Annotated in this window: 23 protein-coding genes; 17 read left to right on the top strand and 6 right to left on the bottom strand. The window is 59.5% G+C overall.

The features are described 5' to 3' along the window. Positions 1-165: 165 nt before the first annotated feature. Positions 166-774, bottom strand: a complete 609-nt coding sequence (locus GV819_RS10660) for a TetR/AcrR family transcriptional regulator (RefSeq protein ID WP_161756033.1) — start codon at positions 772-774, stop codon at positions 166-168. A 202-nt stretch (positions 775-976) separates the two neighbouring features. Between GV819_RS10660 and GV819_RS10655 the strand changes: the two genes are divergently transcribed. Both GV819_RS10655 and GV819_RS10650 read left to right on the top strand, forming a co-directional pair. After that, positions 977-2035 (top strand): MBL fold metallo-hydrolase, encoded by a 1059-nt coding sequence (locus GV819_RS10655; RefSeq protein ID WP_161756032.1) that lies wholly within the window; start codon positions 977-979, stop codon positions 2033-2035. Between the two features lie 84 nt (positions 2036-2119). Further along, positions 2120-2677, top strand: coding sequence for an AAA family ATPase (locus GV819_RS10650; protein WP_161756031.1), 558 nt, complete (start codon positions 2120-2122; stop codon positions 2675-2677). Here GV819_RS10650 and GV819_RS10645 read toward each other — a convergent pair. Both GV819_RS10645 and GV819_RS10640 read right to left on the bottom strand, forming a co-directional pair. Then, positions 2659-2976: an XRE family transcriptional regulator gene (locus GV819_RS10645; RefSeq protein ID WP_161756030.1), complete on the bottom strand. Its 318-nt coding sequence runs from the start codon at positions 2974-2976 to the stop codon at positions 2659-2661. The genes GV819_RS10650 and GV819_RS10645 overlap by 19 nt on opposite strands. 106 nt (positions 2977-3082) lie before the next feature. Beyond that, positions 3083-3874, bottom strand: coding sequence for an AraC family transcriptional regulator (locus tag GV819_RS10640; RefSeq protein ID WP_161756029.1), 792 nt, complete (start codon positions 3872-3874; stop codon positions 3083-3085). 114 nt (positions 3875-3988) lie between these two features. Between GV819_RS10640 and GV819_RS10635 the strand changes: the two genes are divergently transcribed. Further along, positions 3989-4804 (top strand): sulfite exporter TauE/SafE family protein, encoded by an 816-nt coding sequence (locus tag GV819_RS10635; RefSeq protein WP_161756028.1) that lies wholly within the window; start codon positions 3989-3991, stop codon positions 4802-4804. An 89-nt stretch (positions 4805-4893) separates the two neighbouring features. Here GV819_RS10635 and GV819_RS10630 read toward each other — a convergent pair whose 3' ends face one another. Then, positions 4894-5874 (bottom strand): hypothetical protein, encoded by a 981-nt coding sequence (locus GV819_RS10630; RefSeq protein WP_161756027.1) that lies wholly within the window; start codon positions 5872-5874, stop codon positions 4894-4896. Positions 5875-6108: 234 nt separating this feature from the next. On the opposite strand from GV819_RS10630, the gene GV819_RS10625 reads away from it, so the two are divergent. Continuing rightward, complete coding sequence (locus GV819_RS10625) at positions 6109-6852, top strand: class I SAM-dependent DNA methyltransferase (protein WP_161756026.1); 744 nt, start codon at positions 6109-6111, stop codon at positions 6850-6852. Positions 6853-7136: 284 nt separating this feature from the next. On the opposite strand, the gene GV819_RS10620 is transcribed toward GV819_RS10625, so the two are convergent. Together GV819_RS10620 and GV819_RS10615 are read right to left on the bottom strand one after the other, a co-directional pair. Beyond that, a complete protein-coding gene (locus tag GV819_RS10620) occupies positions 7137-8384 on the bottom strand; it encodes a ribonucleotide-diphosphate reductase subunit beta (RefSeq protein WP_161756025.1) in 1248 nt (415 codons plus the stop codon). Between the two features lie 750 nt (positions 8385-9134). Then, positions 9135-9398: a DUF2790 domain-containing protein gene (locus GV819_RS10615; RefSeq protein WP_161756024.1), complete on the bottom strand. Its 264-nt coding sequence runs from the start codon at positions 9396-9398 to the stop codon at positions 9135-9137. A 411-nt stretch (positions 9399-9809) separates the two neighbouring features. Between GV819_RS10615 and acs the strand changes: the two genes are divergently transcribed. The 13 genes from acs to GV819_RS10550 all read left to right on the top strand — a co-directional run bounded on the left by acs (position 9810) and on the right by GV819_RS10550 (position 24870). Next, entirely contained in the window at positions 9810-11765 is a 1956-nt protein-coding gene (gene acs / locus GV819_RS10610) for an acetate--CoA ligase (RefSeq protein WP_161756023.1), read from the top strand. 624 nt (positions 11766-12389) lie between these two features. Then, complete coding sequence (locus GV819_RS10605; protein WP_161756022.1) at positions 12390-13166, top strand: ABC transporter substrate-binding protein; 777 nt, start codon at positions 12390-12392, stop codon at positions 13164-13166. A gap of 92 nt (positions 13167-13258) precedes the next feature. After that, complete coding sequence (locus tag GV819_RS10600; protein WP_161756021.1) at positions 13259-13948, top strand: ABC transporter permease; 690 nt, start codon at positions 13259-13261, stop codon at positions 13946-13948. After that, positions 13945-14643, top strand: a complete 699-nt coding sequence (locus tag GV819_RS10595) for an ABC transporter permease (RefSeq protein WP_161756020.1) — start codon at positions 13945-13947, stop codon at positions 14641-14643. Before GV819_RS10600 ends, GV819_RS10595 begins: the two co-directional genes overlap by 4 nt. Position 14644: 1 nt before the next feature. Continuing rightward, the gene (locus tag GV819_RS10590; RefSeq protein WP_161756019.1) at positions 14645-15757 is read left to right on the top strand and encodes a succinylglutamate desuccinylase/aspartoacylase family protein; all 1113 of its coding nucleotides are present in this window, start codon (positions 14645-14647) and stop codon (positions 15755-15757) included. Between the two features lie 23 nt (positions 15758-15780). Continuing rightward, a complete protein-coding gene (locus GV819_RS10585; RefSeq protein WP_161756018.1) occupies positions 15781-16545 on the top strand; it encodes an ABC transporter ATP-binding protein in 765 nt (254 codons plus the stop codon). A gap of 112 nt (positions 16546-16657) precedes the next feature. Further along, positions 16658-17638, top strand: a complete 981-nt coding sequence (gene argR, locus GV819_RS10580) for a transcriptional regulator ArgR (RefSeq protein WP_161756017.1) — start codon at positions 16658-16660, stop codon at positions 17636-17638. Between the two features lie 456 nt (positions 17639-18094). Beyond that, on the top strand, positions 18095-19315 hold the full coding sequence (locus GV819_RS10575) for an aspartate aminotransferase family protein (RefSeq protein WP_161756016.1): 1221 nt from the start codon (positions 18095-18097) through the stop codon (positions 19313-19315). A gap of 132 nt (positions 19316-19447) precedes the next feature. Further along, positions 19448-20467, top strand: coding sequence for an arginine/ornithine succinyltransferase subunit alpha (aruF, locus tag GV819_RS10570; RefSeq protein WP_161756015.1), 1020 nt, complete (start codon positions 19448-19450; stop codon positions 20465-20467). An 85-nt stretch (positions 20468-20552) separates the two neighbouring features. Then, entirely contained in the window at positions 20553-21578 is a 1026-nt protein-coding gene (astA, locus tag GV819_RS10565; RefSeq protein WP_161756014.1) for an arginine N-succinyltransferase, read from the top strand. Further along, complete coding sequence (gene astD, locus GV819_RS10560) at positions 21575-23044, top strand: succinylglutamate-semialdehyde dehydrogenase (RefSeq protein ID WP_368668888.1); 1470 nt, start codon at positions 21575-21577, stop codon at positions 23042-23044. Before astA ends, astD begins: the two co-directional genes overlap by 4 nt. 129 nt (positions 23045-23173) lie before the next feature. Further along, the gene (gene astB / locus GV819_RS10555) at positions 23174-24520 is read left to right on the top strand and encodes an N-succinylarginine dihydrolase (protein ID WP_161756012.1); all 1347 of its coding nucleotides are present in this window, start codon (positions 23174-23176) and stop codon (positions 24518-24520) included. Between the two features lie 62 nt (positions 24521-24582). Further along, the gene (locus GV819_RS10550; RefSeq protein WP_161756011.1) at positions 24583-24870 is read left to right on the top strand and encodes a topoisomerase II; all 288 of its coding nucleotides are present in this window, start codon (positions 24583-24585) and stop codon (positions 24868-24870) included. Positions 24871-24872: the final 2 nt, after the last annotated feature.

Below are 24872 nucleotides of genomic sequence, written 5' to 3'. Positions count from 1 at the left end.
CCTGCACTGGATTTTGTACTGAAACACCTGGTGGTGTTTTTACGGCATGGCCGCTTGTCGGATCACTCTGGTGAATATTGTCATTTATTCCAATGAGAATAATCAGTGTCCTTCGAAGCCATTTCACAGTGGCCAGGAACGTGATCCGGCCGGATGTACCCAGATTCAGGCCTGGTAATGGGCGAGGAACATGTCCAGAGCCGACTCAATGACCTGAGTCTGCATATCCGCTGCGAGGGGAGGCTGGCCTAGAGTGATCTGAGGCCAGAAGGCAAAGCTTTTGAGCAGTCCGTGCATTTGCAAAGCAGCGAATTCCGGGTCCACTGGCTTGAGGCGGCCGTCGGCCAGGGCGGCGCGAATCCACAGGGTCAGGCCTTCTTCCCGTTCGCCCAGGCGCGCCACCATGTTTTGCGCCCGTTCCGGTGAGTGGATGGCTGCAGCGATGGCCACGCGGGCCAGATCGAGGAAGTTGTCGTCCGCCAGCAGCTGTAGCTTGGCCCGCAGTAGTTTCTCCAGCTGCCCGCGCAGGGGCAGGTCGCTGCGGTAGGCGATTTCCGATTGCGCGCTGATGCTGGCCCAGAGCTTATGCAGAATTTCAGCAAACAGCTCTTCCTTGCTGGGGAAGTGGTTGTACACCGTGCGCTTGGAAACCCCGGCCGTCGCGGCAATCTTGTCCATGCTGGTGACTTCGAAACCGCTGGCGCGGAATTCGTTGATCGCCGCCTGGATGATGGCCTGGCGTTTGAGGTCGGTGAGGCGCTTCGGGGCTGTCATAAGTTGGGTTCGGTGAGGGTGGATGGTGAAAACACTCGGCAGTCTACTTCGTCTTAATTCTGTTGCAATGTAGAAACTACACTGTGTAGTGTAGTTTTCTTGAAAACACTGATTGGCGGCTGATGCTTGCGTGCCTTGGCCAGTAGATCGTCCCGCAGAGCAACCTCGGAACCTTGTTGCGTTCCATGGAGTTATTTCAGTCATGGCCACTCTCTCGTCCAGCATCACCCGTGCTCCCCGTCAGGAAACCTCGCGCCAGGAGCAGGGTGCCTTTCGTAATCACGCGCCGGTGCGTCGTGCCAGCTTCGGTAAAACCCTGCAGATTTTCTGGAACATGCTGTTCCACAAACCCAGCAATACCCGTCCGGCCGGAGTCATACCGGTGCAGCCATTGACCCGCGAGCAACTGCAGGCGGCGCCTAATCACAGTGTCTTTCGCCTTGGGCACTCCACGGTGTTGCTGAAAATGCGCGACAAGTTCTGGATCACCGACCCGGTGTTTGCCGAACGTGCCTCACCGGTGCAGTGGGCCGGTCCGAAGCGCTTCCACCAGCCGCCCATCAGCCTGGATGCGCTGCCGGAGATAGAGGCGGTGATTCTTTCCCACGATCATTACGATCACCTGGACCACCAGACGGTGCTGACCCTGGCGAACAAGACCCGGCACTTTCTGACCCCGCTGGGGGTTGGAGATACCTTGATCAAATGGGGCGTGCCGGCGGCCAAGGTCCGACAGTTGGACTGGTGGCAGGGCTGTGAAGTCGACGGCATCCGATTTGTTGCCACGCCGTCGCAACATTTCTCCGGGCGCGGCCTGTTCGATGGCAATCACACCTTGTGGGCATCCTGGGTGATGATCGACGGACCGACGCGGATTTTCTTCAGTGGCGACACCGGTTACTTCGACGGCTTCAAACGCATTGGCCAGCAATACGGTCCGTTTGACCTGACACTGATGGAAACCGGGGCCTACAACGTCGAATGGCCACACGTACATATGCAACCGGAGCAAACCCTGCAAGCTCATATCGATCTGCAGGGCCGTTGGCTGCTGCCGATTCACAACGGCACCTTCGATCTGGCCATGCACGCCTGGCACGAGCCCTTCGACCGCATCCTGGCCTTGGCTTGGGAGCGCAGCATCAGCATTACCACGCCGCTGATGGGCGAAGCCTTCAGCCTGGCACAACCCCAGCGGGGAGGAGCCTGGTGGCTCGAGGTGGAAGGTGCCCAGGAGCAGGTGAGCGTCGAGTCTGCTTGATCCGGGCCTGGCGCCGATGTGGCAGGGCGAAGACAGGCGAGGTTGTAGTAGCCTGCTGGATGTCCGCCGCAAAGGAGTGGCGTCATGGCCAACAGAATCCACATTTTCGGCGCGTCCGGCTCCGGGACCACGACTCTGGGGCGGGAGCTGGCCGAGCATCTGCGCTGCAAGCACTTCGACTCCGATGATTTCTACTGGCAACCCAGTGCCAAGCCCTTCAGTTGCCGGCGCCCTCGTGAGGAGCGGATCCATAAGCTGCAAGCCCAGGTACTGGCGGAGCCGGACTGGGTCCTGTCCGGCTCGCTCTGTGGTTGGGGGGATGTGCTGATTCCCAGTTTCACCCTGGCGGTGCTGGTGCAACTGGACCCTGAGGTCCGCCTGCAACGATTGCGTGCGCGGGAGTTCCTGCGTTACGGCGAGCAGATCTTCGAAGGTGGCGAGCGCTACGCCGCGACCGAAACCTTCCTTGCCTGGGCTGCTGGTTACGACGACGGTGGCCACGGAACCCGCAGTCTGCGTCGTCATGAAACCTGGATCCAAAACCTGGCCTGTCCAGTCATGCGCCTGGACTCGACCCACCTGTCAGCGCCGGCCTTGCGTGATCAACTGTTCAAGGCGCTGGCTCATTCGAGCATGGCGTAGTCAGGGCGCTCCATGGGGTTGGGGGTGGCACCCTTGATGTTCATGCCGCGGCCGGGAGTAAAGCCCGGGAAGAACACCAGGCCCTGGGCTTCAAGACAGAACGCCAGAGCCAGGCGGGTTACGTCACGCACCTCGTAACCGGCCTCGAAGCGCTGGATGGCTTGCACCGAGACTGCGGACTCGCTGGACAGTTGGTCCATGTCCCAATCCAGCATGTCCCGGGCTTGGGCACAGTGCTGCGGGGTGAATTGATAGAGGGCGATACGTTCCAGGGTGATTTTCATCGCTAGAGAGGCCATGGTTTTCTCCGGGAGATTAGGCAGTACGTTGGCTTTATACTGGTTATTTGTACAGTTGTTTTGTTCCCGGATCAAATCCAATTTTCGCCACTGCGCGAGCCTTTGGTCACAAGGTTTTTCCCGGGTCCAGTTGCCCTGGGTTCAGGTAGCTGGTGGGAGATTGCCCCAGCACCCGGCGGAACATGGTGGAGAACGCGCCGGGGCTGTCATAGCCCAGCTCCAGGGCTATGCGCGTCACTGGCTCTGCCGCTGCCAGCCGTGCCAGGGCCTGGATTACGCAGGCCTGTTGGCGCCATTGCACGAAGCTCATGCCGGTCTGTTGGCGGAACCAGCGATTGAAGGTCCGCAGGCTGACATGCAACTGGCCTGCCCAGTGCGTGGGGGGTTGGTGGATATCGGGCTGTGCAAGGAAGGCCTGGCACAGCGCCAACAAGCGGCCATCAGCCGGCAAGGGAATGTGCAGCGGCAATGCGGGGCAGCGCTGCACTTCGTACAGCATAAGGTTGACCAACAGCCCATCACGTCCGTCTGGATCGTACTCCAGGGGCATTTCCACCGACTCCAGGAGCAGTTGGCGCAACAGCGGCGAAATATTGATGACCTGGCAGCTGCTGTTATCCAGAGGCGCGGCGGCAGGTTCGATGTACAGGCTGCGGGTGCTGACCCCGAGCATCAGTACCTCATGCTCCACCCCCGGTGGAATCCACACTGCACGTTGGGGCGGTACGACCCAATTACCCTGGTCGGTACTCACTTGCATGACCCCGGTGGCGCCATACAACAGTTGCGCGCGTCGGTGGCGGTGGCGCGGCAGGCGTTGTCCATCGGCATAGTCTGTGCCGATGGACAGCACCGGGCGTGGCGTTTGATCCAGTTGCTCGATGGAGATGTTGCGCATGCCGACCCACTCCGTGCTTGGCGTAAACGCAAACATTATTGGCTGACTTGCTGAAGCCGGCCAAGTCGCAGCGTTCTATTGTCCAGGGCTTCTTCCTCTGACGGACGCTGCTCGATGTTCTACCTACTGCTGGCACTCTTTGGTTGCTTGACCGGCATCAGCTCCGTGCTGTTCGGCTTTGGCGGCGGGTTTGTGGTGGTGCCCCTGCTGTACTGGATGTTGTTGGGCAGCCAGGGCGCCGACTCCGTAGCAGGGCAGTCGGCGATGCATATCGCGGTGGCCACCTCGACCTGCGTGATGATCGTCAATGCCCTGGTTGCCAGCCGTCGGCATCAGCGCGCCGGCAATCTCATCCGTCATTACCTGTGGCCCCTGGGGGGCTACATCGGTTTGGGGGCAATGTTCGGCGCGGCCGGGGCCATGTGGGTCAGCGGCGAGCTGATTCGCTATGCCTTTATTGTCTACCTGGGAGTCACCGTCGCCGATTGCCTGCTGCGTCGCGGTTTTCTTGAGCAATCGAAACGACAGCAGTTGCGTCGCCTGGGAGCCGGCGAAACCCTCTTCGGCGGTGTAGGAATAGGCATCATCGCCACCTTTCTCGGTGTAGGCGGCAGCGTAATGACTGTCCCTTTATTGCGTCGGTGCGGTCTGAGCATGACCCAGGCCACTTCCATGGCCAATCCCCTGAGCGTGCCTGTGGCATTGGCAGGCACCACTACCTATATGGCCTTGGCAGGTTTCAGTCGGTTTGACCTTGGCCCCTGGTTTGTCGGTTATGTCGACCTGCTGGCGTTTCTGGTGTTGACCCTTGGCTCGCTGCTGGGGATTCGTCTGGCCGCGCCCTGGATCGGCCGGATCCCCGACCGCGTGCATGCCCGGGTGTACGTAGGCCTGTTGTTGCTGGTGCTGTTCTGCATGTGCTTGCAGTGATAGCAACCTCACGCTTGGTGGCTCGATTGTTCTGGGCCTGTGGCTCATTATCGCCTTGCACTCAGTTCAACAGGGAGTACAGCCTGGGGTTACTGCGTCTCCAACCCCGGTGCCTCACGAATAATGAAGTGATCCAGGTTTTCGAGATTGGCGCTGAACACTCCGAAGCTCGCTTCGGGATTTTTCTTGCTCGGCACCTGCTTTAACTCCGGGGTGACGCCATAGAAGAAGCAATACAGCTCTTTGTCGCTGTCGATGGCGTGCTTGATCTCCTCGAGGAAAGCGCTGCGCTTGCGGTAGTTCTCCACCAGTTTCTTGCTCAGGTAGACGTTGACCGAATAAGGCTTCTTCTTGCTCTCGCCGTCTTCCTTGAACCAGACCTTCTGTTCGAAGTCGATGCGAAAACTCTGGGTGTAATCCTTGATCTGCTTGATCTTGCCCCAGTAGATCAGTCCCTTGTTGTCCTGCAGGTACTCGATCTTCTTGAAGAACGAGGCATAGGACGCGCTGTGCTCGCCGATCTTCAGCGGCATGCGCTTGAGTAGCTCCTTGTCGTCGATGTTCGACACAAAGCATTCCACTGGATGGGCGAAGACACTGGTCTTGTCCGGAGTGCTGTCGCGCCCGGTGTGCTGTGTGCGAGCGTTGCTCGGGATGGCTTGCGGATTGTCTCGCGGCGTATCCACCGTGACTGTCGGGCTGGTGGGCTGGCGTACGTAGACGCGGCGGGCCAGTAGCAACTCGCAAGGAAAGTGTTCCTCTCGATCATCTTCGGCCGCTACCCCCTCCATGCTGCCGGTACCTTTGCTGACACCGTAAGGACAGCCTTCTATATGAAGCGTGGCGGGCAGGTTCTTGAAGTGCGGGGTGCGGATGTAATTGACGTTCTTGGCATTGAAAGTGCCCAACTCATTGGCGGCATCGAACGCTGCGCGGCACTCATCGTGGGGGCACTGAAAGCTTTCCTTGGCCGAATCGAAAGCCATGGTTTCATCGAAATTCAGATCCCGCACGTCATAGATCGACAGCTTGTCGTCGAGGCTGATGCAGTAGGCGGTATCGAATTTCATGCGCGCTTGGATCCTTAAGCAGGGGAGGGCTCTTTATAGCGGCAGGCCTTGAGGTCTGCACGAACTTTGTCTTTTCAGTCTCACGAGGTTGGCCGTGTGGCCCATGCAAGCACCAAGAATTTTATCTGCTTCGCAGACGAGGTGAACAGTACGGCTATGAGTCGCCTGCTCGTCCTGTGATTCGGTTGGGATATGATGTGCCCCTCCATACTCCGAATAAACCTTCAGGTCCCCATGCCCCACAACGCCCTCTATACCGACCTTTCGGGTTATTACGATCTCATGTGCGCCGATATCGATTATCTGGCGCAAAGCCAGTGTGTTCTGCGGTTGCAGCAGCTATTTGGTAATGGGGGTAAGCGGCACCTTGATCTGGCTTGCGGGACTGGGCCGCATGTCCGTCATTTCATTGATGCCGGTTACCAGAGCGCTGGGCTCGATATCAATCAGCCGATGCTCGATAGAGCTACCCTGCGCTGCCCAGAAGCGCAGTTCTCGCTGCAGGATATGTGTGGTTTTACAGTGACTGAGCCGCAGGATCTGATTACCTGCTTTTTGTATTCCATTCATTACAGTGCTGGCATCGAACGGCTTGAGGCCTTGATCGCGAGCGTGCATCGCGCATTGGAAGACGACGGTGTGTTCTGCTTCAACGCAGTGGACAAGAACATGATCGACAACAATTCGTTCGTCTCTCATTCCGCCCTGCACGATGACGGTCTTTTCAGTTTCAGCTCCGCTTGGAACTACCCGGGTGTTGGCGAACAGCAATCGTTGAAGTTGCGTATCGAAAGAACGATGGCTGATGAAACCCAGGTTTGGCATGACGAGCATCCCATGGTAGCGGTGAGCTTCGACGAGATAAAAACGCTGTTGCGGCCCTACTTTGAGGTTCATGTACTTGAGCATGATTACGAAAAGCTCACTCCTTGGAGCACAACATCCGGGAATGCGATATTTGCCTGCGTAAAAATCTGAGGCGGGTTCGCTGCTGCACATCCGGGTGGATTGGCTCTGGCAGCCGTGAGTTCGCGGCGTGAGCCGAGTCGCTGGGTGGGGCGGGGGCGAGTCCGAAATACCTTCACCGACTTTTCGCGCATATCGACAGCCTGACCAGCAGTCGTATCGGATAGGAGGCAAGGGACGTAGCTCCTAGTCAGGTTTCTTTCGAACAAAAAAGGGCTGCCATTTGGCAGCCCTTTTTTTGGTGCATCGGTTTCGCGTTTAGGGAAACGGTTTCACGATACAACGATCTTGAGCAATCAATCCCAGCTCAATGCGCCGCCAGTCTGATACTCGATTACCCGAGTCTCGAAGAAGTTCTTCTCTTTCTTCAAGTCCATGATCTCGCTCATCCATGGGAACGGGTTGGTGGTACCTGGGTACTCTTCCTTCAGGCCGATCTGCGACAGGCGACGGTTGGCGATGAACTTGAGGTAGTCCTCCATCATTGCCGCGTTCATGCCCAGTACGCCGCGCGGCATGGTGTCGCGAGCGTATTCGATTTCCAGTTGGGTGCCCTGGAGAATCATCTGGGTGGCTTCTTCCTTCATGTCGGCATCCCACAGGTGCGGGTTTTCGATCTTGATCTGGTTGATCACGTCGATACCGAAGTTCAGGTGCATGGATTCGTCACGCAGGATGTACTGGAACTGCTCGGCGACACCGGTCATTTTGTTGCGACGGCCCATGGACAGGATCTGGGTAAAGCCGCAGTAGAAGAAGATGCCTTCCAGAACGCAGTAGTAGGCGATCAGGTTGCGCAGCAGTTCCTTGTCGGTGTCGACAGTGCCGGTTTCGAACTTCGGATCGGAGATCGAACGGGTGTACTTCAGGCCCCAGGCGGCTTTCTTCGCGACCGATGGAATCTCGTGGTACATGTTGAAGATCTCGCCTTCATCCATGGCCAACGATTCGATGCAGTACTGGTAGGCGTGGGTGTGGATCGCCTCTTCGAACGCCTGGCGCAGGATGTACTGGCGGCACTCCGGGTTGGTGATCAGGCGGTACACGGCCAGCACCAGGTTGTTGGCAACCAGGGAGTCGGCGGTGGAGAAGAAGCCCAGGTTGCGCATGACGATGCGACGCTCGTCGTCGGTCAGGCCTTCCGGGTCTTTCCAGAGGGCGATGTCGGCGGTCATGTTGACTTCTTGCGGCATCCAGTGGTTCGCGCAGCCGTCCAGGTACTTCTGCCAGGCCCAGTCATATTTGAATGGCACCAGTTGGTTGAGGTCGGCGCGGCAGTTGATCATGCGCTTTTCATCAACGGCGACACGGGCGGAAGAACCTTCCAGCTCGGCCAGGCCTTCGGCGATGTCGAGTTTGTCCAGGGCGGCCTTGGCGCGGGCAACGCCAGCGGAGTCGTTGGCGGTCACGGCGCGGGCTTCGAGAGCGGCGGCACCTCCGGCGCTGTCGAGGCGGTCCATGTTGGCTTCAGAAGCGTGGCCGGCGTTGGCGCCTTTGACCGCGACTTCGCCTTCTTCTTTGTCGAATTCGTCCCAGCTCAGCATGACGTGTCGTCTCCTGCTTGAGGGCCAGATGCCCGTGTGAAAACAAAAGGGTTGGCTTTTCACACGGCGCTACTGGCCGCGTTAAATCATAAGAAATCGTTGGTTGCAGCATGAACGCAGGCAATAAACGAGGAATTCGTGTCCGGGTGCTCTGCGGCTGCTGTCGGGCGGAGCTGAGGGTGTCGGCTCTTGCGCGGGATTCAGCAGGTGGTTTTCATCCGGTAAGGGAATGTTGCAGGCCCGTTTTGAAGACGCATTATAAGGAAATTTTCAGGGTCGTGGGGCGACCGATGGGCGCAGGCGAGCTCGAGAAGGGCGGGGACTGAGGGCAGAGTGCGGGTTTACAAGGCTTTGGCCGCTGAAGATTTTTTTTTGCCCTTGAAAAAAATATCAGCAAGTGGCCAAAAAATAGCCAATTTTACTAGATGTTGTGTTTTTGCAAGCCGTTTTCCTGTTTTTGACACAACTGAAATCGATCTGAATCGAGTGTTGAAATCGTCAACATGGCTCGCTTGAGGTTGCTTGAATGGCGACGATCGGAGCCCTGGGTGGCGATGCTTGCATGGCGGGTATCACCTTCATCTGCTGCGGTGAGCATCCTGGGTCAGAGCGCGTGCGATTGCCGTGCTCGCACGTCGAGGAGGCGATGCCTTTGAGCGTCCCGGCGCGGGGCGGCTATCGGGGCATCTTTGCCGCAAGAGGGATTTCTTGCGGCCGGCAGTCTCAAGGTCGGTGCAATGAACTTGGCAATTAGCCGTTAGAACAACCGTTGCCCATTACGCGGTATTGAAGAATATGCCGTTGACCTTTCGAGTCTTCATATTCCATACGCGCTGGTACAACTTCGCATACTTCTGGAACTTCGCTCATGGAGATAACTTTGGCGATGTCCAGATCGGTGGAGTAAGTGTATTCCTCTACCGGTACTTGCTGGTTGGCGACATCAGTCGGGATCTCATCAGCCATCGCGGTAGCGCACAGACTGCTGAGGGCCAGAACTAATAAAGCTTTCATTTGCGTTTTACCTTTCTAAGGTCGTGTGGGGTCACGCAGTCTTTGTAGGGCTGCGTGTGGAACTGGAGTAGAAGTTTGATTAACTGCCTTCGTGGGGGCTGCAACTTGGTTAATCAGATTGCCTGTTTGGCGAGGCTGATTTTAGGCCTGAGATCAGCGGCCATATAGGCGTACTTTTGATAAACACTTTTGACAGTTTTTGTAACAATCGCCGAAAAACCCCTGTTCGAGGATCGATTTCAACTTTTTTGCTTGGCACGAATGGCGCTGTAAGCAGCGCTTTTGAAGGGCTGCGGAAAATATCGGGGTATTTCGCAGGGGGTTGTTACTACCATCGTCGAATGGTTCTATAGGCGCCCCCCGGCTACAACGGGGTCATACAAAAACAACTATGTCACCGAGGTAAGAAAGATGAGTGCGGCTTCTCTGTATCCCGTTCGTCCCGAGGTTTTGGCCAATACGCTGACTGACGAGGCGACCTACAAGGCCATGTACCAGCAGTCGGTTGTGAACCCGGACGGTTTTTGGCGCGAGCAGGCCAAGCGCCTCGACTGGATCAAGCCTTTTACCACGGTGAAGCAGACGTCCTTTGACGACCATCATGTCGATATCAAGTGGTTCGCCGACGGCACCTTGAACGTCTCCTACAACTGCCTGGATCGCCATCTCGCCGAACGTGGCGATCAGCTCGCGATCATCTGGGAAGGTGACGATCCTTCCGAAAGCCGCAACATCACCTACCGCGAACTGCATGAAGAAGTCTGCAAGTTCGCCAACGCCCTGCGTGGCCAGGACGTGCACCGCGGCGACGTGGTAACTATCTATATGCCGATGATCCCCGAGGCGGTGGTGGCCATGCTGGCCTGTACCCGTATCGGCGCGATCCACTCGGTGGTGTTCGGCGGCTTCTCGCCGGAAGCCCTGGCCGGTCGCATCATCGACTGCCGCTCGAAAGTGGTGATCACCGCCGACGAAGGCATTCGTGCCGGCAAGAAGGTCCCGCTCAAGGCCAATGTCGACGACGCCCTGACCAACCCGGAAACCAGCAGCATCCAGAAGGTCATCGTGTGCAAGCGCACTGGTGGCGACATCAAATGGAACCAGCATCGCGACATCTGGTACGAAGACCTGATGAAGGTGGCCGGTAGCGTATGTGCACCTAAAGAGATGGGGGCCGAAGAGGCGCTGTTCATCCTTTACACCTCCGGTTCCACTGGCAAGCCCAAGGGCGTGCAGCACACCACCGGCGGTTACCTGCTCTATGCATCGCTGACCCACGAGCGGGTCTTCGACTACCGTCCGGGCGAAGTCTACTGGTGCACCGCCGACGTCGGCTGGGTCACGGGTCACACCTATATTGTCTATGGCCCGCTGGCCAACGGTGCCACCACCGTTTTGTTCGAAGGTGTGCCGAACTATCCGGACGTGACCCGGGTAGCGAAGATCGTCGACAAGCACCAGGTCAACATCCTCTACACCGCACCGACTGCGATCCGCGCCATGATGGCCTCGGGCACCGCCGCTTGCGAAGGTGCCGATGGCAGCAGCCTGCGTCTGCTGGGGTCGGTGGGTGAGCCGATTAATCCGGAAGCCTGGGACTGGTACTACAAGAACGTCGGTCAATCCCGTTGCCCGATCGTTGACACCTGGTGGCAGACCGAGACCGGCGCCACCCTGATGAGCCCGCTGCCGGGAGCGCATGCCTTGAAGCCGGGTTCTGCAGCGCGTCCGTTCTTCGGCGTGGTCCCGGCCTTGGTGGATAACCTGGGCAACATCATCGAAGGCGCTGCCGAGGGCAACCTGGTGATCCTGGATTCCTGGCCGGGCCAGGCGCGGACCCTGTACCGCGACCATGACCGCTTCGTCGATACCTACTTCAAGACCTTCCGTGGCATGTACTTCACCGGTGACGGTGCTCGTCGCGATGAAGACGGCTACTACTGGATCACCGGTCGCGTGGATGACGTGCTCAACGTTTCCGGGCACCGCATGGGCACCGCCGAAATCGAAAGCGCGATGGTGGCTCACCCGAAAGTTGCTGAAGCAGCGGTAGTGGGTGTGCCTCACGACATCAAGGGGCAGGGTATCTATGTCTATGTGACCCTCAACGGTGGCGAAGAGCCGAGCGAATCCCTGCGTCTGGAACTGAAGAACTGGGTGCGCAAGGAGATCGGTCCGATTGCCTCGCCGGATGTCATCCAGTGGGCGCCGGGCCTGCCGAAAACTCGCTCCGGGAAGATCATGCGGCGGATTCTGCGCAAGATCGCCACGGCGGAGTACGACGGATTGGGAGATATCTCCACCTTGGCTGACCCGGGCGTGGTGCAGCATTTGATCGATACCCACAAGACCATGAACGTCGCCTGAGGCGGTTCCTGAGTCATCCAGCCCCGCCCGGCCTTGCGCCGGGCGGGGCTTTTTCATGGCTGTCGTGTTGGGCGTGATTTACCGCTAAGGCGATGTCTACGCGGGTGCGTGCGCTGTTTGTAGGTGCGGGCTTGCAAGCGAAGAGGTGCGAATAAATATCGGTTTTATCCGGCCGACGTATCCGAATGTTACCTGGACCGATAAAGGTGTAACCCAGCGCCCGTTTTCGGGGCAATGGGAAACGCCAGGCCCCGTTTCAGGGCTGTTTATATCCATATAAAAAATAAGTCATCACGCTGCGCTTGCCGGAATAGAAGGCTTTGCCAATAATAGGCCCGCAATTTGCAGCATAGATCGGTTCCCCGCCTCTCGCTCTTGCATAGATTTGAAGAGCTGTCAATGCGCTGTCCCGGCATTCTCGATGCTTCTGTAATTTGTTGTCGCATTGAGGAAATATCGGCTTCCAGCCTGTCGTTAGAATGCCGGTCACTCGCTCGTCGTTGCCTGTGTGTGAGTCCTCTCTGGGCTCCCCGGGACGCAGCGCCGCAATTGCTGTTCCACCCATTCGCATATTGGGCTGTCGCTCACTCTGCCGTTTTCGCCCTTTACCGATGGAGTTCTAAGATGAAGAAACTCGTGCTTCTTGGCGCCCTGGCACTGTCCGTGCTCTCCCTGCCGACTTTCGCTGATGAAAAGCCCCTGAAAATTGGTATCGAAGCGGCTTACCCTCCGTTTGCCTCCAAGGCACCGGACGGCAGCATCGTCGGTTTTGACTACGACATCGGCAACGCCCTGTGCGAAGAGATGAAGGTCAAGTGCGTGTGGGTCGAGCAAGAGTTCGATGGCCTGATCCCGGCACTGAAAGTGCGCAAGATCGACGCTATCCTCTCGTCCATGTCGATCACCGACGATCGCAAGAAGTCTGTGGATTTCACCAACAAGTACTACAACACCCCGGCACGTCTGGTCATGAAGGCCGGTACCCAGGTCAGTGATGGCCTGACCGAGCTCAAGGGCAAGAACATCGGTGTGCAGCGCGGCTCGATCCATGAGCGTTTCGCTCGTGAAGTCCTGGCGCCGCTGGGTGCCCAGATCAAGCCTTACGGCTCGCAGAACGAAATCTACCTGGACGTGGCAGCCGGTCGCCTCGACGGCACTGTGGCGGACGCTACGCTGTTGAATGACGGTTTCTTGAAAACTGATTCGGGCAAGGGCTTCGCCTTCGTGGGTCCAGCCTTTACCGACGTCAAATACTTCGGCGACGGCGTAGGGATCGCTGTGCGCAAGGGTGACAAGGCCGATCTGGACAAGATCAACGCCGCCATCGCTGCCCTTCGTGAGAATGGCAAGTACAAGCAAATCCAGGACAAGTACTTCGACTTCGACATTTACGGTCAGTAATACCGTCGAGACAGTCAGTCCGAGATGGCGCAAGCAGCAGAATCTCTGAAGTTTGCGCCATTTTTTCATCCCAATTTTCGAGGACCTGAATCATGTTGAAAGGCTACGGGGCTGTCATCCTCGATGGCGCTTGGCTGACGCTTCAGCTCGCCTTGTCGTCCATGGCCTTGGCCATTGTTCTAGGTCTGATCGGGGTCGCGTTGCGTCTCTCGCCGGTGCGCTGGCTGGCCTGGCTGGGCGATCTGTATTCCACGGTGATCCGCGGGATTCCCGACCTGGTGCTGATCCTGCTGATCTTCTACGGCGGCCAGGACCTGCTCAATCGCGTTGCTCCGTTGCTGGGTTTCGACGACTACATCGATCTCAATCCGCTGGCGGCGGGCATCGGCACCCTCGGCTTTATCTTCGGTGCGTACCTTTCCGAAACCTTCCGTGGCGCCTTCATGGCGATTCCCAAGGGTCAGGCAGAAGCCGGCATGGCGTACGGCATGAGCAGTTTTCAGGTGTTCTTCCGGGTATTGGTGCCGCAGATGATTCGCCTGGCGATTCCGGGCTTCACCAACAACTGGCTGGTATTGACCAAGGCCACCGCACTGATTTCGGTGGTGGGGCTGCAAGACATGATGTTCAAGGCCAAGCAGGCGGCTGATGCCACCCGCGAGCCTTTCACCTTCTTCCTCGCAGTGGCGGCGATGTACCTGGTGCTCACCAGTGTCTCGTTGCTGGCGCTGCGTCACCTTGAGAAGCGCTACTCGGTAGGCGTAAGGGCGGCTGATCTATGATCTTCGACTACAACGTCATTTGGGAGGCGATGCCGCTGTACCTTGGCGGGCTGCTGACCACCCTGAAACTGCTGGCTATCTCGTTGTTCTTCGGCCTGCTGCTGGCGCTGCCGCTGGGGCTGATGCGGGTCTCCAAGCAGCCGCTGGTGAACATCACTGCCTGGCTGTATACCTATGTGATTCGCGGCACGCCGATGCTGGTGCAGCTGTTCTTGATCTACTACGGCCTGGCGCAGTTCGAAGCTGTGCGCAATAGCTTCATGTGGCCGTGGCTGTCGAGCGCGACCTTCTGTGCGTGCCTGGCCTTTGCCGTCAATACCAGCGCCTACACCGCTGAAATCATTGCTGGCAGCCTCAAGGCCACGCCGAATGGTGAGATCGAGGCGGCCAAGGCCATGGGCATGTCGCGCTATAAAATGTACAGCCGCATCCTGCTGCCGTCGGCTCTGCGCCGGGCGCTACCGCAGTACAGCAATGAAGTGATCATGATGCTGCAGACCACCAGTCTGGCGTCCATCGTGACCTTGATCGATATCACGGGTGCGGCGCGTACCGTCAACGCGCAGTACTACCTGCCGTTCGAGGCGTACATCACCGCAGGTGTGTTCTACCTGTGCCTGACCTTCATCCTGGTGCGTATGTTCAAGCTGGCCGAGCGGCGCTGGCTGGTCTATCTCGCGCCGCGGAAGCACTGATATGGAACGTATCGATCATGCATTGCCGTGGAGCCATCTGGGCAGCGAACGCCAGATTTCGGTGTTTCGTTTCGGCAGCGGCGAGCGCAAGGCTTATATCCAGGCCAGCTTGCACGCTGACGAACTGCCGGGCATGCGCACCGCCTGGGAGCTGAAAAAGCGCCTGAGCGAACTCGAGGCCCAAGGCGCCCTCAGCGGAGTGATCGAGCTGGTGCCGGTGGCCAATCCGATGGGCCTGGGCCAGCTGCTGCAAGGCAATCACCAGGGGCGCTTCGAGGTCGGCAGCGGCAAGAATTTCAACCGCGACTTCGTCGAGCTGAGCGCGCCGGTCGCGGCGCTGCTCGAAGGTCGCCTGGGTGATGATCCGCATGCCAACATCCGTCTGATTCGTCAGGCCATGAGTGAGGTGCTGGCGGCGTTGCCGGCGCCGGCGAGCCAGTTGCAGGGCATGCAGCGGGTGCTGCTGAGTCATGCCTGCAGCGCTGATGTGGTGCTTGACCTGCACTGTGATGCCGAGGCAGCGCTGCACATGTACGCCTTGCCGCAACACTGGCCGCAATGGCGTTCGCTGGCGGCGCACCTGAATGTGCGCGTGGGCTTGCTGGCAGAGGATTCCGGCGGCAGCTCCTTTGATGAAGCCTGCTCCCTGCCGTGGCTGCGCTTGTCGCGCTTGTTCCCGCAGGCGCAGATTCCGCTGGCATGCCTGGCGACCACCCTGGAGCTGGGTGGCCAGGCCGACACTGGCCGGTCGCAGGCTGAAACGCATGCCGAAGGCATTCTGGCGTTTCTCGCCGAGCAGGGTTTGATCGGCGGTGAGTGGCCAAAAGCCCAGCACGAAGCCTGCGAAGCGATGCCGTTCGAAGGCACCGAATTGTTGTTTGCGCCGCATCCTGGCGTGGTGAGCTATTTGCGTCCGGCGGGTTGCTGGGTGGAAGCGGGCGAGCCGGTTTTTGAAGTGATTGATCCTCTATCCGATCGGGTCAGCACGGTGTGTGCTGGCACCAGCGGCGTGTTGTTCGCCGTTGAGCGGCTGCGTTATGCCCAACCCGGTTTCTGGCTGGCCAAGGTGGCGGGGCGCGAAGCGCTGCGTCACGGGCGCTTGCTCAACGACTGACTGTTTTTGTGAGAACCGACCGCATGTACAAACTTGAAGTCCAAGACCTGCATAAGCGCTATGGCAGTCACGAAGTGCTCAAGGGCGTGTCCCTGAAGGCCGCGGCTGGCGATGTCATCAGCATCATCGGCTCCAGTGGCTCGGGCAAAAGTACCTTTTTGCGCTGTATCAACCTGCTGGAACAGCCCCACGCCGGCAAGATCCTGCTGAACAACGAAGAGTTGAAGCTGGTGGCCAATAAGGACGGTGCGCTGAAGGCTGCCGATCCCAAGCAACTGCAACGCATGCGTTCGCGCCTGTCGATGGTGTTCCAGCACTTCAACCTGTGGTCGCACATGACCGCGATTGAAAACATCATGGAAGCGCCGGTGCATGTGCTCGGCATGTCCAAGGCCGAGGCTCGCGAGAAGGCTGAGCTCTATCTGGCCAAGGTCGGCGTGGCTCACCGCAAGGATGCTTATCCGGGGCATATGTCCGGTGGTGAGCAGCAGCGCGTGGCCATTGCCCGGGCACTGGCCATGGAGCCGGAGGTCATGCTGTTTGATGAGCCGACCTCGGCCCTCGACCCGGAGTTGGTGGGCGATGTGCTGAAGGTCATGCAGGCTCTGGCGCAGGAAGGCCGGACCATGGTGGTGGTGACTCACGAAATGGGTTTTGCTCGTGAGGTTTCCAACCAGTTGGTGTTCTTGCACAAGGGCGTGGTGGAAGAGAGCGGCAACCCGCGGGAAGTGCTGGTTAACCCGCAATCAGAACGTTTGCAACAATTCCTCTCGGGCAGTCTCAAGTAATAACTGCCGTTATGCACCAAATTAGGTCATGCTGCGCACCGCGCGCCAGATGGTCTAACTTGGTGCTGCTGCCCTTGGCTTCTCACACTGTTTTCGTTTCGGATTGCCCGCCATGACTGCCCATCGAATTGGTTTCCTGATTTGGCCCAGCACTAAAGCCTTGACGCTGGCGCTGGCCGAGGAGGCCTTGCGTGTTGCCCAGCGGGTGCATCCGGAAGTGGTTTATGAGCTGGTTTTCCTCCAGGCCGAAGCGCCGACGGAAGGGGCCTGGCAACTGCCGGGAGAGCCTTGGGCGGGCAAGCTTGAGGGCTGTCAGAAACTGTTCCTGCTGGCGGATGAGCCGCCAGCGCCGATGAGCTCCGGGCTGAGCAGTGCTCTCAAGCAACTGGTGCGTGCCGGTTGCGTGATTGGTGGCCTGTCTGCCGGGGTTTATCCGTTGGCCCAGTTGGGTTTGCTCGATGGTTATCGAGCGGCCGTGCATTGGCGCTGGCAGGATGATTTTGCCGAGCGGTTTCCCAAGGTCATCGCGACCAGCCATTTGTTCGATTGGGATCGTGATCGCCTGACGGCCTGTGGTGGCATGTCGGTGCTGGATCTGTTGCTGGCGGTGCTGGCTCGCGATCATGGCGCTGAATTGGCCGGCGCGGTGTCCGAGGAGCTGGTGGTGGAGCGCATCCGCGAGGGAGGCGAGCGCCAGCGTATTCCGCTGCAGAATCGCTTGGGCTCCAGTCATCCGAAGCTGACCCAGGCGGTGCTGCTGATGGAGGCCAATATCGAAGAGCCGTTGACCACCGACGAGATCGCCCAGCACGTGTGTGTGTCGCGTCGTCAGTTGGAGCGGATCTTCAAGCAGTATCTGAATCGGGTACCGAGCCAGTATTACCTGGAACTGCGCTTGAACAAGGCGCGGCAGATGCTGATGCAGACCAGCAAGTCGATCATCCAGATTGGCCTGTCCTGCGGTTTCTCTTCCGGGCCGCATTTCTCCAGCGCCTACCGCAATTTCTTTGGCGCCACTCCGCGTGAAGACCGTAATCAGCGGCGCAGCAGCAGCCCGTTCGAGCTCTCTTCGGTGCCTGCCGAACGCGGTTGATCGTTTGCAAGCTGCGGTCAAGGTTCTCTGCGTTTTGCCCTGCACTCCCTCTGCATGATCTCGGCGGTCCTTGCCGCCGACTGCGCCCAATGTGCGTTGTCGCCCGGCTGGGCAGACGCGGTCTTCGGCTATTCGCAGGTCCCTGCACTTCTTGCCACGCAGGCGCGGCGCGAGCCTTCAGTGATGATCGGCGCGTGAGGCGTACCCTTTGCCGCAGTGCATAACTATCCAGATCATTCATACAATCAAATTCCCGGCAAACCTGCCGCTGGAGCGGTGCGCAGTTTAAACTGCGCCTTTGCGACGCTATTTGTCGCATTGCCATAAACCCGCCTAAAACCGGGGTTGGCGCTATAAGAAGTTGTCGCTTGGCGGCAAGGCCGGGCACAAAACTGTCCTTACAATCCCTCCATCGCTCGCCAGTTTCAGGCGGGTGTTCCTCTTCAGGAGACTCCGATGTCCGTTGAGCAAGCTCCGGTGCAACGCGCCGATTTCGACCAGGTGATGGTTCCCAACTACGCACCTGCGGCTTTCATTCCTGTGCGTGGCGCGGGGTCCCGAGTCTGGGACCAGTCGGGACGGGAGCTGATCGATTTCGCCGGCGGCATCGCGGTCAATGTACTGGGGCACGCCCATCCGGCGCTGGTGGGTGCTCTGACCGAGCAGGCCAACAAGCTGTGGCATGTGTCCAACGTCTTCACCAACGAGCCGGCCCTGCGCCTGGCCCACAAGCTGATCGACGCCACCTTCGCTGAGCGCGCGTTCTTCTGTAACTCCGGTGCAGAAGCCAACGAGGCTGCCTTCAAGCTGGCCCGTCGTGTGGCTCATGATCGTTTCGGTGCCGAGAAGTACGAAATCATTGCGGCCCTGAACAGCTTCCACGGCCGTACCCTGTTCACCGTGAACGTTGGTGGCCAGTCGAAGTACTCCGATGGCTTCGGTCCGAAAATCACCGGTATCACCCATGTACCGTTCAACGATCTGGCCGCGCTGAAAGCGGCGATTTCCGACAAGACCTGTGCCGTGGTGCTGGAGCCGATCCAGGGTGAAGGCGGCGTGCTGCCGGCCGATCTGGCCTACCTGCAAGGCGCTCGCGAGCTGTGCGACAAGCACAATGCACTGCTGGTGTTCGACGAAGTGCAAACCGGCATGGGCCGCTGCGGCGAGCTGTTTGCCTACCAGTATTTCGGCGTGACCCCGGACATCCTCACCAGTGCCAAGAGCCTGGGCGGCGGCTTCCCGATCGCGGCGATGCTGACCACTGAGGCGTTGGCCAAGCACCTGGTCGTCGGCACCCACGGCACTACTTACGGCGGTAACCCACTGGCCTGTGCGGTGGCCGAGGCGGTGATCGATGTGATCAATACGCCAGAAGTGCTGAACGGAGTTAAAGCCAAGCACGATCGTTTCAAGACCCGCCTGTTGCAGATCGGTGAGAAGTACCAGCTGTTCAGCGAAGTCCGTGGTCTGGGCCTGTTGCTTGGTTGTGTGCTCAGCGACGCTTGGAAAGGCAAGGCCAAGGACGTGTTCAACGCGGCCGAGAGAGAAGGCCTGATGATTCTGCAAGCCGGTCCGGACGTGGTGCGTTTCGCGCCGAGCCTGGTAGTCGAGGATGCTGACATCGAGCAGGGCCTGGACCGCTTCGAGCGCGCCGTGGCAAAACTGACTCAAGCCTGATCCAGGCGGCGGTGCTGCTTGACGCCGGCCTTTAAGGCCGGCGTCGAACCTAATTCCTGTGCCGGGTTGTCCCGGCATTTTTTTCCCTGAGTCGGACGGTTTCCGACCTGTTTTAGAGTAAGGAGTGACACCATGCTGGTGATGCGCCCCGCGCAAATGGCTGATCTGGGCGAGGTACAGCGTCTGGCTGCAGACAGCCCGATCGGTGTCACCTCCTTGCCGGATGATGTAGACCGCCTGAGCGACAAGATCGCCGCAAGCGAAGCGTCGTTTGCTGCTGAAGTGAGCTTCAACGGCGAAGAGAGCTATTTCTTCGTCCTTGAGGACGCCGCCAACGGCAAGTTGGTGGGCTGTTCGGCCATCGTTGCCTCGGCCGGTTATTCCGAGCCGTTCTACAGCTTCCGCAATGAAACCTTCGTCCACGCTTCCCGCGAGCTGAAGATCCACAACAAGATTCACGTCTTGTCCCAGTGCCACGACCTCACCGGCAACAGCCTGCTGACCAGCTTCTATGTGGTCCCGGAGTTGGTGGGTTCGGCCTGGTCGGAGCTGAACTCCCGGGGTCGCCTGCTGTTCGTCGCCAGCCACCCGGAGCGTTTCGCCGATTCGGTGGTGACCGAGATTGTCGGTTACAGCGACGAACATGGTGACTCGCCGTTCTGGGACGCCATTGGGCGCAACTTCTTTGACCTCAACTACGCCGAGGCCGAGCGTCTGTGTGGCCTGAAAAGCCGGACCTTCCTCGCCGAACTGATGCCGCATTACCCGATCTACGTGCCGCTGCTGCCCGACGCCGCCCAGGAAGCCATGGGCCAGGTGCACCCACGGGCGCAGATCACCTTCGACATTCTGATGCGCGAAGGTTTTGAAACCGATCACTACATCGACATCTTCGACGGTGGCCCGACCTTGCATGCGCGGGTCTCGGGAATCCGCTCGATTGCCCAGAGCCGCGTGGTGCCGGTGAAGATCGGTGACGCAGCCAAGGGCGGCGGCCGCCAGTACCTGGTGTCCAACGGCCAGTTGCAGGATTACCGCGCGGTGCTGCTGGAGCTGGATTACGCCCCGGGCAAACCGGTGACCCTGGATCTGCAAGCGGCCGAAGCCTTGGGCGTCGGCGAAGGTGCCAGCGTGCGCCTGGTCGCGGTTTAACGCCTGCTTTCACTACCTGGAAAGCAAGCCTGCAAAGCAGCGAGTTTCGCGAAGGCCGTCAGCGGCCTTCGCCTGAGGAGATAGCATGATCGTTCGTCCCGTACGCAGCAGCGATTTACCCGCGCTGATCGACCTGGCCCGCAGCACCGGCACCGGCCTCACCACCTTGCCGGCCAACGAAGAGCGCCTGACCCATCGGGTCGGCTGGGCGGAAAAGACCTTTCGCGGTGAAGCCGAGCGTGGCGATGCGGACTACCTGTTCGTGCTGGAAGACGACAATGGCCGGGTGGTGGGGATTTCTGCCATCGCCGGGGCTGTCGGCCTGCGTGAGCCCTGGTACAACTTCCGGGTCGGCCTGACGGTCAGCGCCTCCCAGGAGCTGAACATCTATCGTGAGATTCCTACGCTGTTCCTGGCCAACGACCTGACCGGTAAATCCGAGCTGTGCTCGTTGTTCCTGCATGCCGACTACCGCACCGGCCTCAATGGCCGCATGCTGGCCAAGGCGCGGATGCTGTTCATCGCCGAGTTCCCGCAGCTGTTCGGCAACAAGATCATTGCCGAAATGCGCGGCATGTCCGATGAACACGGTCGCTCGCCGTTCTGGGAAAGCCTGGGCCGGCATTTCTTCAAGATGGAGTTCAGCCAGGCGGACTACCTGACCGGGGTTGGCAACAAGGCGTTCATCGCCGAGTTGATGCCCAAGTTCCCGCTCTATACCTGTTTTTTGTCCGAGGATGCACGCGACGTCATCGCTAAGGTCCACACCGACACCGAGCCGGCGCTGGCCATGCTCAAGAGCGAAGGCTTCAGCTATCAAGGCTACGTCGATATCTTTGACGCCGGCCCGGCAGTGGAGTGCGAGACCAGCAAGATCCGCGCTGTGCGCGACAGCCAGCCGTTGGTGCTGGCCATCGGCACCCCGGGCGACGACGCCACGCCGTTCCTGATCCATAACCGTAAACGCGAGGACTGCCGCATTACTGCAGCGCCTGCACGCTTCGCCGCGGGCACCCTGGTGGTTGATCCCTTGACCGCCAAGCGCCTGCAACTCAACGCCGGCGACCAGGTCCGCGCGGTTCCGCTGTCTGCTTCTCGGGAGTCGAAATAATGAGCACGCTGTACATCGCCGGCCAATGGCTGGCTGGCCAGGGTGAAGCCTTCACCTCCCTTAATCCGGTGACCCAGGCGGTTGTCTGGTCGGGCAATGGTGCTACCGTCGCGCAGGTGGACAGTGCGGTACAGGCCGCTCGCCAGGCGTTTCCGGCCTGGGCCAAATGCTCCCTGGAAGAACGTATCAGCGTGCTGGAAGCCTTTGCTGCCAGCCTCAAAAGCCGTGCCGACGAATTGGCCCGCTGCATTGGTGAGGAAACCGGCAAGCCCCTATGGGAAGCTGCTACCGAAGTCACCAGCATGGTCAACAAGATCGCCATTTCGGTGCAGAGCTACCGTGAGCGTACCGGCGAGAAGAGCGGTCCGTTGGGCGACGCCACCGCTGTGCTGCGGCACAAGCCTCACGGCGTGGTAGCGGTGTTCGGTCCCTACAACTTCCCGGGGCATCTGCCCAACGGACATATTGTCCCTGCACTGTTGGCGGGGAACAGTGTGCTGTTCAAACCCAGCGAACTGACCCCAAAAGTCGCCGAGCTGACGGTCCAGTGCTGGATCGATGCCGGTCTGCCATCCGGCGTTCTGAACCTGCTGCAGGGCGCTCGGGAAACCGGCATCGCCCTGGCCGCCAATCCGGGCATCGACGGCCTGTTCTTCACCGGCTCCAGCCGCACCGGCAACCATTTGCACCAGCAGTTCGCTGGGCGCCCGGACAAGATTCTGGCCCTGGAGATGGGCGGCAACAATCCGCTGCTGGTTGAGCAAGTCGCAGATCTGGATGCGGCGGTATACACCATCATTCAGTCGGCCTTTATCTCTGCCGGCCAGCGCTGCACCTGCGCCCGTCGCCTGCTGGTGCCGGAAGGGGCCTGGGGGGATACGCTGCTGGCGCGACTGGTGGCGGTCAGCGCGACCCTCGATGTCGGTGCTTACGATCAACAGCCCGCGCCGTTCATGGGCTCGGTGATTTCTCTCGGTGCCGCTCGTGCACTGATGGACGCCCAGCAGCAGTTGTTGGCCAAGGGTGGCGTGGCGTTGTTGGAAATGACCCAGCCCCAGGCTCAGGCGGCGTTGCTGACCCCGGGCATCCTCGACGTCACGGCGGTGGCCGAGCGTCCTGATGAGGAATTGTTCGGGCCGTTGCTGCAGGTGATTCGCTACGCGGATTTCGATGGCGCGATTGCCGAGGCCAACCGCACTCAATACGGTCTGGCTGCCGGTTTGTTGTCTGATTCTGCCGAGCGTTACCAGCAGTTCTGGCTGGAGAGCCGTGCCGGGATCGTCAACTGGAACAAGCAACTGACCGGTGCCGCCAGCAGCGCGCCGTTCGGTGGCGTGGGCGCTTCGGGCAACCATCGGGCCAGTGCCTATTACGCGGCAGATTACTGCGCGTACCCGGTGGCTTCCCTGGAAACCCCGAGCCTGGTGCTGCCAAGCACGCTGACGCCGGGTGTGCGCCTGTCCTGATTCGAGAGGCCTTCATGCAAGCCTGCTCCTGCATCGACCGTAGGAGCCGGCTTGCCGGCGAACGAGCGCACTGCGTTCGTCATGTGTAGATACCGATGCCTATAACAACAGATTCGTGGAGCCTCGCTGATGAAATCCTATGAAGTCAATTTTGACGGTCTAGTGGGGCCGACCCATAACTACGGTGGTTTGTCCTACGGCAACGTCGCCTCCCAGAGCAACAGCCAGCAGGGCTCCAACCCCAAGGAAGCAGCGCTGCAGGGCCTGGCGAAAATGAAAGCGCTGATGGAGATGGGCTTTCAGCAAGGCGTGCTCGCGCCTCAAGAACGCCCGGACGTCGCCGCCTTGCGCAGCCTGGGGTTTGCCGGGACCGATGCCCAAGTCATTCAACAGGCCGCCAAGCAGGCGATGCCGTTGCTGGTAGCCAGTTGCTCCGCTTCGAGCATGTGGGTGGCCAACGCCGCCACTGTGAGTCCGAGTGCTGATACCGCTGACGCTCGGGTGCATTTCACTGCCGCCAACCTCAATTGCAAGTACCATCGCAGCATCGAGCACCCGACCACCAGTCGCGTGCTGGGGGCGATGTTCGCTGACCAGAAACACTTCGCGCACCATGCGGCCTTGCCGGCGGTGGCGCAGTTCGGTGATGAAGGTGCGGCCAACCACACTCGCTTCTGCCGCGAATATGGCCAGGCCGGTGTCGAGTTCTTTGTTTTCGGTCGCAGCGCTTTCGACACCCGCTATCCGGCGCCGCAGAAGTATCCGGCGCGCCAGACTCTGGAGGCCTCCCAGGCTGTGGCTCGGTTGCACGGCCTGAGCGAGGAGGGCGTGGTCTATGCCCAGCAGAATCCATCGGTGATCGACCAGGGCGTGTTCCATAACGATGTAATCGCCGTGGGCAACGGCGAAGTGCTGTTCTATCACGAAGACGCCTTCCTCGAGACCGAGAAGATGCTCGCTGAACTGCAGGACAAGCTGGGCAAGCGCGGTGGCAACTTCCAGTCGATCTGTGTGCCGCGCTCGCAAGTCACGGTGGAGGACGCGGTGCGTTCCTACCTGTTCAACAGCCAACTGTTGTCCCGTGCCGATGGCTCCATGCTGCTGATCGTGCCGGAAGAGTGCCGGAGCAACGAGCGGGTCTGGCAGTACCTGCAAAACCTCACCCGCTCCGGCAGCCTGATCCGTGAGGTGAAGGTCTTTGACCTCAAGCAGAGCATGCAGAATGGCGGTGGCCCGGCTTGTCTGCGCTTGCGTGTGGCGCTCAATGAAACTGAGCTGGCGGCGGTCAATCCTGGGGTTATCATGACCGCGCCGTTGTACGACACCCTGACCCAATGGGTCGGCAAGCACTACCGCGACCGCCTCAGCGAAAGTGATCTGGTGGACCCGCAGTTGCTGCTTGAGTGCCGGACGGCACTGGATGAACTGACGCAAATCCTTAAACTGGGCGCGGTTTACCCCTTCCAGATCAATTGAAAGCCCGCGCCTGGTGCTTGCAACCGGGCGCGCCGCTTCACCCCCAGATGAGAGCTAACACCATGAGCGATACCCTGCAGCTGATCCTTGAAGACACCGATGGCACTCAACTGGAAACCTCCTGCACCCGCGTCGCGGTAATGTGGCAAGGCAAGGAACTGTGGATTCAACAAGACGGCCGTGGCCAGTTGTTGATTGGCGTGGACGTAGAAGAGGGCGATGCGGAATACGCCAACCTGCTGCTGCGTCCGTTGGCGACCAACCTGGTCAGCCTGCAACTGGAAATGGAACCGGCCGATGCTGGTGATGATGATCACGTGCACGGCCCTGACTGCGGCCACGATCACTAAGG

Source organism: Pseudomonas sp. Fl5BN2, assembly GCF_009908205.1.
Classification (GTDB): Bacteria; Pseudomonadota; Gammaproteobacteria; order Pseudomonadales; family Pseudomonadaceae; genus Aquipseudomonas.
This window is presented reverse-complemented; position numbering and strand designations above follow the sequence as displayed.